The following is a 7,608-nucleotide window of genomic DNA, read 5'->3' as shown; positions in this document are numbered from 1 at the left end:
CACCGAGACGCAGCTCTTCGACGACGCCGACTTCAAGCAGGCGCTGCAGGGCCGCGTCGACTCGCCCATCTACCGGGACCTGTCCATCGGCCGGTTCGGCGGCATCGACTGGGTGCGCGACAACGAAACCCCCACCCTGCTGGGCGGCAGCAGCGGCAACGTCACCGTGCACCGGCCGATCGTGTTCGGCGCTGAGGCGTTCGTGTCCGCCCCGTTCGAGGGCATGGGCAGCCTCCTGGCCGAGACCGACGTGTCGGATGTGCCGTCGATCCAGATGGTCGGCCCCGCCTCCGGCGTCCAGGTCGCCATGATCACCCGGCCTCCGCAGGACCGCCTCCAGCAGGTCATCGGCTCCGCCTGGTCCTGGGTCGGTGACTTCGGCGTCCCGTCCGACTCCACCACGGGTGACGCCGCCCTGTACAAGCGGGCCGTCATCCTGGAGCACGCGTGAGGGCGGTCGCCACCGAGGCGTTCAAGGCGTACTACGGCATGCAGCCACTCGACTTCCCGGAGGGCCACGAGTTCTCCGGAGACGTCGCGGTCTACATGCTGCAGACCGGCGCCCCGGTGGAACCTGCCGATGACGAGGCCCGAGCCCTGCTCTCCGCTGCGGAGGCACAGCCACCCGCACCGGAGGAGCAGGACGTGCCGCCGATCGACGGCACCATCAACGAGGTGCTCGCCTGGGTCGGTGACGACCAGGAGAGGGCAGTGCAGGCGCGCGACGAGGAGTCCGCGAGGGACAAGCCGCGCTCGACCCTGCTGGCCCAGCTTGACGAGATCATCGCCGATTGACGGGAGGCCGCCGTGTCCCTGCCTCCGCTCGCCACGGTGGCCGACCTGCAAGCGCACCTCCAGCGCGAGCTCCCGGCGGCCCAGGCCGACCTCGCCATCCGGCGCGCGTCGGCCCGGGTCCGCTCCTATACCCAGCAGACCATCAGCTTCGTCGCCAACGACGTGGTTGAGGTCGATGGGGGAGACCGGACGCTGAGGGTGCCGCAGCGCCCCCTGGTCGTCGACGACGCCCATCCACTCACGGTGGTGGAGCTCGGCGACTTCGGAGGACTCGACCTCACCCTCACCGAGGGCGTGGACTACACGCGACTCGGGGGCGAGCTGACCCGCGGTTACCCCACCTACTGGACCAACCGGCTCATGGGGTGGCCGCACAACCGGGTCAGGGGCGTCTTCGCGCCCCGCGTGCGGCTCACCTACAGCCACGGCTACCAGACGGTGCCCGACGACATCATGGACGTCGTGCTCGCGTTGGCCACGACCAACGTGAGCAACGTCCTCGGTCTCCGCAGCGAGTCCATCGACGACTACTCGGTCACGTATGCGACCGAGACGGTTGGAGATGCTCGGCTCAACAAGGACCAGAAGGAAGAGCTCCGCGGCTACCGCAAGGGCGCGTTCAGCGTGACGCTCTCATGAGCGTCGAAGGCGTCCTCGCTGCCGGCCGGGCCGCAGCGCTCAAGCTGATGCGGGACACCTGCACAGTGGAGCGGCGTGACGGCGACCCGGTCCTCAATGAGGAGACTGGGCAGCTCGAACAGCCGTGGGTGACGGTCTACACCGGCCGGTGCCGGGTCAAGCCCCGCTCCTCCAGCGAGACGGAGTGGGGCGAGCGTGAGGTGACGCTCGGGCAGTACGTGGCGGTGCTGCCCTGGGACGCCTCGCCGGCCATCGCCCGGGAGGACCGGCTAAGGGTGACCGCGTCTGACGACTCGTGGCTCATCGGCAGGCACCTCGAAGTGGTCGGCGTCAGTTTCGCTGGGACGTCCACAGCCAGGCGGCTGCTTGTGGAGGACAAGGAGGGCTGAGATGACGCTCTACGTGGACGCCTCGGACCTCGACAGTCTGCGGCGAGACCTCGTCGGAGCCGCGGCTCAGGCACGCGCTGAAGCGCCCGAAGTAGTCCGCGAAGAAGCGGCACAGGTGCGGAAAGAGTGGCGAGCCAACGCACGACGAACCGCAGGCAAGCACGGAAAGCACTATCCGAACTCGATCACTATGGAGTCGCGCGAGGGAGCCGCCTGGGAGATCGGGCCGGACTCGGCGTACCCGCAGGGCGGTATGGGCCGCGGGTTCGAGTACGGCAGCGTGAACCAGGCTCCGCACCTCGATGGGACGAAGGCGGCCATGAACTCCGAGGCCCGCTTGGAGCAGTCCGTCGCTGACTGGGCGGAGAAGCTGCTGTGACATGGCTGGACTCCAGACCCCTGGTGAACGCCATCATCGCGGTGGTGGACGCGGCGCTGCCCAACACGATCGGCGTCTACTGGGGTGGCGCGCCGCAGGGTGTGGCGGTGCCGTACGCGGTGCTGTACCCGGACGTTGGCATGGAGTCGCCGGCGGACAGGTCGCTCTCGGACGACGTACCGAACGATTTGCTTTTCCAGGTGACCTCTGTGGGTTCGACGGCAGAGCAGGCCGTCCTGGTCGCTGACAAGGTCGCCGCTGCCCTTCTCGACGCGGTCCCGGCTGTTGCCGGGCGGAGGGTGCGGCCGATCCGTCACGAAGGCTCTCAGCCTGTCCGCAGAGACGACGTGTCGACGGAGCTGTTCTTCGCGACTGCTCAATTCCTGGCCCGGTCAGAGGCCGCCTAACTCCCTTTCTCGTAGCCCGTCACCAGCAAGGTGCGCGGGCTCTTCTGCATGCCCGAAAGGAGAGCCCGTAGTGGCTACCCGTACAGCTCAGGCGGTCACCGTCGCCGGTGTCACGCCCACCTACCACGCCGCGACTGCGACGACGGGGGACAAGGTCCTCGCCGACTCGCGGACGTGGATCCACGTCAAGAACGGTTCCGGCGGTGCCATCACCGTGACGGTGTCGGGCGCGGGCCAGACCTCGTACGGGGTCGCCCTGCCGGACAAGGTCTACAACGTCACGACCGGCGCCGAGATGTGGATCCCGATGCTGCCCGACTTCGGCGACCCGGACGACGGCCGGCTGGTCACCTTCGTCTGCTCGTCGGCCACGAGCGTGACGTTCGCGGTGGGACGGATCTGATGCGCCCGAAGATTCGCGTCCGGTCGAAGATCACGGGCGACATCGCGGAGATCGCGCCTGAGGCGCTCAAGCACTTCCCCGACTTCGAGCAGGTCGACGCCCATGCCGTCGAGCCTGCCCCCGCGGCTGAGCCGCAGAAGACTTCGAGCCGCAGCACGGCGGCCAAGACCACTGACAAGGAGTAGCCATGGCTGCCGACCTTCTGGGCGACGGCAACGTCAAGGTGACGTGGTGCCTGACCATCGCCAACATCTCCGCGCCGACCGCGGCTGAGCTGAATGCCGGCGTGGACCTGCAGGAGTACATCACCAAGGACGGCCTCGGCATCTCGCCTGAGCAGGCCGCGGTCGACAACACCGCGCTCGCCTCCCGGGACGAGACCGAGGACGCCGGTTCGGTGAAGTACTCGATCGAGCTGACCGTGAAGCGGAAGGAAGTCGCGGCCGAGGACGTCGGCTGGAACACGCTGACGGACAGGACGCTCGGCTACCTGGTCGTCCGGCGCAACATGGCGCACGAGACCGCCTACGCTGCCGGGCAGCACGTCGAGGTGTACCCGGTCCGGTGCGGCCGGCCGAACATGCAGCCTCCGGAGCTGAACGCGGCACAGCGGTTCGTGTCGAAGATGTTCAACCACTCCACGTCGGACCCCGACGCGCTGGTGGCGGCGTAAATGCAGAGCATCGACGACATCCTCGGGCAGATGCGTCTGCCCGAGCGTGTCTACCCCCTGTGTGTACGCCCGGATCTGCAGGCTGAGTGGGAGCAGGCCGAGGCTGAGCTTGAGGCCGCTCAGCGCTCCACCGGCGACTCGCTCGCCGGGGTGAGCACGGCGGTGAAGAGCGCGGCGAAGAAGGTGCAGCAGCTCGAAGCCGAGATGGCTGAGCACACCATCCCGATCACTTTGCGGGCCCTGACCCACAAGGCGTGGTCGGATCTGGTGGCTGCTCACCCGCCGAGGGAGGACAGCGAGGACGGGTCGTGGAACGCCGAAACGTTCGGCCCGGCCCTGCTCGCTGCCTGCGCCGCTGCTCCGGCCATCGACGTTGAGAAAGCCAACGCCTTGGTCGATCGGATGACGATGGGCCAGTGGAACGACCTGCAGCGGGTGCTGTTCAACCTCAACGCGAGCGGTGTCGATGTCCCAAAATCATGGCGAGCCTCCGCAGTGCTGGCGAGCTCCAAGAAGAGGTAGCCCTCGCCGCGGCGTACGGTGTGCCGAGGTCGGTCCTGCTCGGCAGGCAGCGCGTGTCCGTCACCACCTACGAGCACGACGAGAACGGTCGACTCGTCAGGGCGGTGACGGTGCACGACGCCCTGTTCACTGACGAGGACTTGGGGTTCTCGAAGGCGCACCGGCGCAATGAGCTCGACAAATGCCCAGGATGTGGGTTGCCGCTGTCGGAGACGACGGACCCGGACGCTGAAGGCATGTATGAGGCGCCGCCCCCGATGCGGTGCCACGCCTGCACCCCGCTGGAGCACAGGAAGTCGGAGTACACGGAGAGCCCTCCCGGGCTGCTGTTCCGCGTCTACCTCAAGGTGCGGTCGGCGCTCAGATAGAACGCAGCACCGACCGCATGACGGCGCCCAGCACGATCGCGCCGATGCTGAGGATCATCCCGGTGATCGCCAGAGGCCGGTTGCTGGCGGTGCCGAGGCGGGCTTTGGTAATACCAAATCCGGAGATCAGCACTCCGGCGATGGCCATCCAGATGCCGATGCGCGCGAGCAGCATGGTCAGGTCGCACACGAGTGCGAGGACCGCAAGGATCAGCCCGGTGAGGCCGGCCCAGTTGTGCTGGGTGGCCGACTGCTGAGGTAACGGCTGAGGCTGGTACGGCGGCTGGAAGCCGGGCCCCTGAGGGGGATAGCCCTGATAGGCCGGCTGCTGCGGCGCGTAAGCCTGCCCGTAAGGGTTAGGCGGCTGCTGGGGGTACTGCTGGCCGTACGGATCCTGCGGCCCTGGATGGGTCATCGGTGGCTCCTGAGGGTTTAGGCGGGCGGGCGTAAGACGCCCAGCGATGCGACTCGGTTTGCACCGTGCCACGAGCGAGACGACATAACCACTGAATCGGCCGATTTGGGCCCCTCTGTGCGGAGGTGAGTCCGATCGCCGACCGCACCGTAACCGTGCGCCTGGACGCTGACGTCAAGCCTTACATCTCGGCGCTTGCCAAGGCCGAGGCGGCGACGAAGCGGCTCCGCGACGGCATGTCCGGAAACATCAACTTCCGCGCCGACACCTCAGCGGCGACGGCGCAGATGCAGACGCTGCAGCGCGAAGTCGACAAGATGAACGGTAAGCAGCCGACGATCCGGCCCGACGTCGACACCGGCCAGGCCCTGACCGAGCTAGAGGATCTGCGCGCCCGGATGGCGGAACTCGCCGACCGGCACGCCATCGGCATCGACCTGGATGCCGGGGCTGCCCGCTCGGAGCTGGCCAGCATCCAGCGGGACCTCGAACGACTGAACGCCACCAGCATTGACCCGCAGGTGCGCATCGACTCCGCGACAGCTCTCGCCGAGCTCCGCACCCTGCAGTCGGAGATGAGCCGCCTCGACGGGCGTGCACCGCACATCAAGGTGGACGCCGACGTCGCCGGCGCGCTGGCCGGTATCGGCATGGTGGCGGCGGCTCTCGCGTCGCTGCCTGCGGTGACCTCGATCGCGGTCAGTGTGGGCGCCCTGGGTGCTGCCTTTGGTGCTGCTGGGGCTGGCGCGGCTGGGTTCGCTGCGGTGGCCGTCCCGTCGCTGGGCCGGATCAACGATGCTCTCAAGCAGCAGGCGTCCGCCGCGGGCGGTGCGGGCGGGGCAACCAAGTCCGCGGCGCAGTCCGCCGCCGAGGCCGCATCCCGCGCCCTGCAGCTGGAACAGGCCGAACGGCGCGTCGCCGACGCCCAAGTATCCGTCAAACGGGCACAGGAAGACCTGACGCAGGCCCGTCGCGACGCCAGACGCGCCCTGGAGGACTACGCCATGTCCGCCCGGGACGCGGCGCTGTCCGAAGAGGACGCGGCTCTGTCCGTCGAGGAGGCGAGGGCCCGACTGGCGGAGGTCCAGGCCGACCCGAAGGCCACGGACCTGGAGCGGCAGCGCGCCGAGCTCAACTACCGGCAGGCCGTCGCCCGCCTGGAGGAGCAGTCCGTCAGGACCAAGCGGCTCCAGCAGGACAAGGCCGAGGCCGACCGGAAGGGCGTTGAGGGGTCCGACCAGGTCAGGGCCGCGCAGGACAAGCTGCTGAAGTCGCAGGCCGACCTCGCTGAGGCGCAGAAGCAGCTCACCGTCCTGCAGCTCCAGCAGAAGGCTGCGATGCAGCAGGCCGGCGGCGCGGCCGGCGGAGCCGCCAGCAAGATGGCGGAGCTGTCCAAGGCGGAGCGGGCGCTGGCCGAGGACATTAAGAAGTTCCAGGACACCTACCTGGAGTGGCAGCGGTCCCTGCAGCCTGCGGTTTTCCCCGCGATCAGGTCCGGGATGGACCTGATGACGACCGGGATGAAGCTCGGCACTCCGCTGATCAAGTCGAGCGCGAAGGCGTTCGACGAGTTCCTGAAGAAGGCCAACACCGAGCTGAAGAGCAAGGAGTGGAAGTCCTTCTTCGACGACCTTGCCGCCAGCGCGCCGCGCACGATAGACGCTCTGGGCAACTCGGCGATCAGCGTCGCGAACGGTCTCCGGGGTGTCTTCCAGGCCGTTCTGCCTTACTCGGAGGATCTGCTCGGAACCATCGAGGACCTGGCCAGAGGGTTTGAGAACTGGGGCACGCACCTGAAGGGCAGCCCCGAGTTCGAGGCGTTCATCAGGTATGCGCAGGAGAACGGTCCGAAGGTCGTCGAGATCGTGTCCAACCTCGCCACCTTCATCGGCAAGGTCGCCGATGTGGGCGCGGGTATCGGCCCTGGCGTGCTGGACTTCTTCGTCAGCTTGTCGGAGAAGCTCGCCACCCTGGAGCCTGGCCAGATCCAGGCGATCGCCACTGGTGTGGGTGCGATCTTCGCGGCGGCCAAGTTGGGCACGACGCTGCAGTTGGGCGCGTTCGTCCTGCTCGCAGACGTGCTGTCGAAGATGAGCCCTGGCCAGATCCAGGCGCTGGCGATCGCGATCGCCGCCACCGTCACCGCCGTGAAGGGCTACCAGGCCGTCACCAGTGCCGTCGAATGGTGGAGGACGCTGTCTGGCAGCCTCGACAAGGCGGGCAGCTCTGCGGACGGCGCGAAGGGCAAGCTGTCTGGCCTGTCGGGGACGCTCAAGGCTGGCGGCATGGCGGCGGTCCTGGCCGCAGTGGCGGTCGTCGTGGACAAGGTGAGCGACTCGCTGTCCGGGCTGAACCCCGACATCGACGAACTTGCCAAGCGGATGGCAGACCTCGCACAGCGGGGGAAGCCGGCCGCTGACCAGCTCACCGTGTTCGGGTCGAACCTGGACACGCTGGCTGGCGACATGGCCAGGTCTGGCACCTGGTTCGCCCCCACAATCGGCCAGTTCGAGTCTCTGGGCGACACGGTTGGCAGGCTGACGAGCAGCAACCCGTTCGCCCAGCTCGGCAACGAGGTTGCGTCTATGGCGTCGTCCATCACGGGCGACCTGTACAGC

The 7,608-nt window shown here is 68.0% G+C and carries 13 protein-coding genes; 12 read left to right on the top strand and 1 reads right to left on the bottom strand.

All coding sequences use genetic code 11. The features are described from left to right. From BMX74_RS44750 to BMX74_RS42215, 11 genes are all read left to right on the top strand, one after another. Positions 1 to 451, top strand: a 451-nt coding sequence (locus BMX74_RS44750; RefSeq protein ID WP_218154270.1) for a major capsid protein, incomplete at its 5' end; no start/stop codon positions are given. Beyond that, complete coding sequence (locus tag BMX74_RS42260; protein WP_091106078.1) at positions 448 to 795, top strand: hypothetical protein; 348 nt, start codon at positions 448 to 450, stop codon at positions 793 to 795. The genes BMX74_RS44750 and BMX74_RS42260, both read left to right, overlap by 4 nt. A gap of 12 nt (positions 796 to 807) precedes the next feature. Next, entirely contained in the window at positions 808 to 1,434 is a 627-nt protein-coding gene (locus BMX74_RS42255; protein ID WP_091106077.1) for a head-tail connector protein, read from the top strand. Then, a complete protein-coding gene (locus BMX74_RS42250) occupies positions 1,431 to 1,823 on the top strand; it encodes a DUF6093 family protein (protein ID WP_091106075.1) in 393 nt (130 codons plus the stop codon). Before BMX74_RS42255 ends, BMX74_RS42250 begins: the two co-directional genes overlap by 4 nt. 1 nt (position 1,824) lies before the next feature. Further along, the gene (locus BMX74_RS43655) at positions 1,825 to 2,202 is read left to right on the top strand and encodes a hypothetical protein (RefSeq protein WP_143078978.1); all 378 of its coding nucleotides are present in this window, start codon (positions 1,825 to 1,827) and stop codon (positions 2,200 to 2,202) included. 23 nt (positions 2,203 to 2,225) lie between these two features. Further along, a complete protein-coding gene (gene gp17 / locus BMX74_RS42240; RefSeq protein WP_218154268.1) occupies positions 2,226 to 2,609 on the top strand; it encodes a tail completion protein gp17 in 384 nt (127 codons plus the stop codon). Between the two features lie 70 nt (positions 2,610 to 2,679). Beyond that, a complete protein-coding gene (locus tag BMX74_RS42235) occupies positions 2,680 to 3,012 on the top strand; it encodes a hypothetical protein (protein WP_091106071.1) in 333 nt (110 codons plus the stop codon). Further along, complete coding sequence (locus tag BMX74_RS42230) at positions 3,012 to 3,197, top strand: hypothetical protein (protein ID WP_091106069.1); 186 nt, start codon at positions 3,012 to 3,014, stop codon at positions 3,195 to 3,197. The genes BMX74_RS42235 and BMX74_RS42230 overlap by 1 nt, the downstream gene beginning before the upstream one ends. A gap of 2 nt (positions 3,198 to 3,199) precedes the next feature. After that, positions 3,200 to 3,685 carry a phage tail tube protein gene (locus tag BMX74_RS42225; protein ID WP_091106068.1) on the top strand — a complete coding sequence of 162 codons (486 nt, stop codon included), beginning with the start codon at positions 3,200 to 3,202 and terminating at the stop codon, positions 3,683 to 3,685. After that, the gene (locus BMX74_RS42220) at positions 3,686 to 4,207 is read left to right on the top strand and encodes a hypothetical protein (protein WP_091106066.1); all 522 of its coding nucleotides are present in this window, start codon (positions 3,686 to 3,688) and stop codon (positions 4,205 to 4,207) included. Between the two features lie 20 nt (positions 4,208 to 4,227). After that, positions 4,228 to 4,575 (top strand): hypothetical protein, encoded by a 348-nt coding sequence (locus BMX74_RS42215; protein WP_143078977.1) that lies wholly within the window; start codon positions 4,228 to 4,230, stop codon positions 4,573 to 4,575. Here BMX74_RS42215 and BMX74_RS42210 read toward each other — a convergent pair. Beyond that, a complete protein-coding gene (locus BMX74_RS42210; RefSeq protein WP_091106064.1) occupies positions 4,568 to 4,990 on the bottom strand; it encodes a hypothetical protein in 423 nt (140 codons plus the stop codon). The two genes, BMX74_RS42215 and BMX74_RS42210, sit on opposite strands and share 8 nt — an antisense overlap. Positions 4,991 to 5,115: 125 nt before the next feature. On the opposite strand from BMX74_RS42210, the gene BMX74_RS42205 reads away from it, so the two are divergent. Beyond that, positions 5,116 to 7,608, top strand: a 2,493-nt coding sequence (locus tag BMX74_RS42205) for an AAA family ATPase (protein WP_218154266.1), incomplete at its 3' end; no start/stop codon positions are given.

The organism is Nonomuraea pusilla (assembly GCF_900109355.1).
In the GTDB taxonomy this organism is placed as follows: Bacteria; Actinomycetota; Actinomycetes; order Streptosporangiales; family Streptosporangiaceae; genus Nonomuraea; species Nonomuraea pusilla.
This window is presented reverse-complemented; position numbering and strand designations above follow the sequence as displayed.

What these genes read in the sequence shown, in the direction of transcription:
- BMX74_RS42225 (WP_091106068.1), top strand. Translation starts at nt 3,200, where the DNA reads ATGGCTGCCGACCTTCTGGGCGACGGCAACGTCAAGGTGACGTGGTGC.
- BMX74_RS42230 (WP_091106069.1), top strand. Translation starts at nt 3,012, where the DNA reads ATGCGCCCGAAGATTCGCGTCCGGTCGAAGATCACGGGCGACATCGCG.
- BMX74_RS42210 (WP_091106064.1), bottom strand. Translation starts at nt 4,990, where the DNA reads ATGACCCATCCAGGGCCGCAGGATCCGTACGGCCAGCAGTACCCCCAG.
- BMX74_RS42250 (WP_091106075.1), top strand. Translation starts at nt 1,431, where the DNA reads ATGAGCGTCGAAGGCGTCCTCGCTGCCGGCCGGGCCGCAGCGCTCAAG.
- BMX74_RS43655 (WP_143078978.1), top strand. Translation starts at nt 1,825, where the DNA reads ATGACGCTCTACGTGGACGCCTCGGACCTCGACAGTCTGCGGCGAGAC.
- BMX74_RS42220 (WP_091106066.1), top strand. Translation starts at nt 3,686, where the DNA reads ATGCAGAGCATCGACGACATCCTCGGGCAGATGCGTCTGCCCGAGCGT.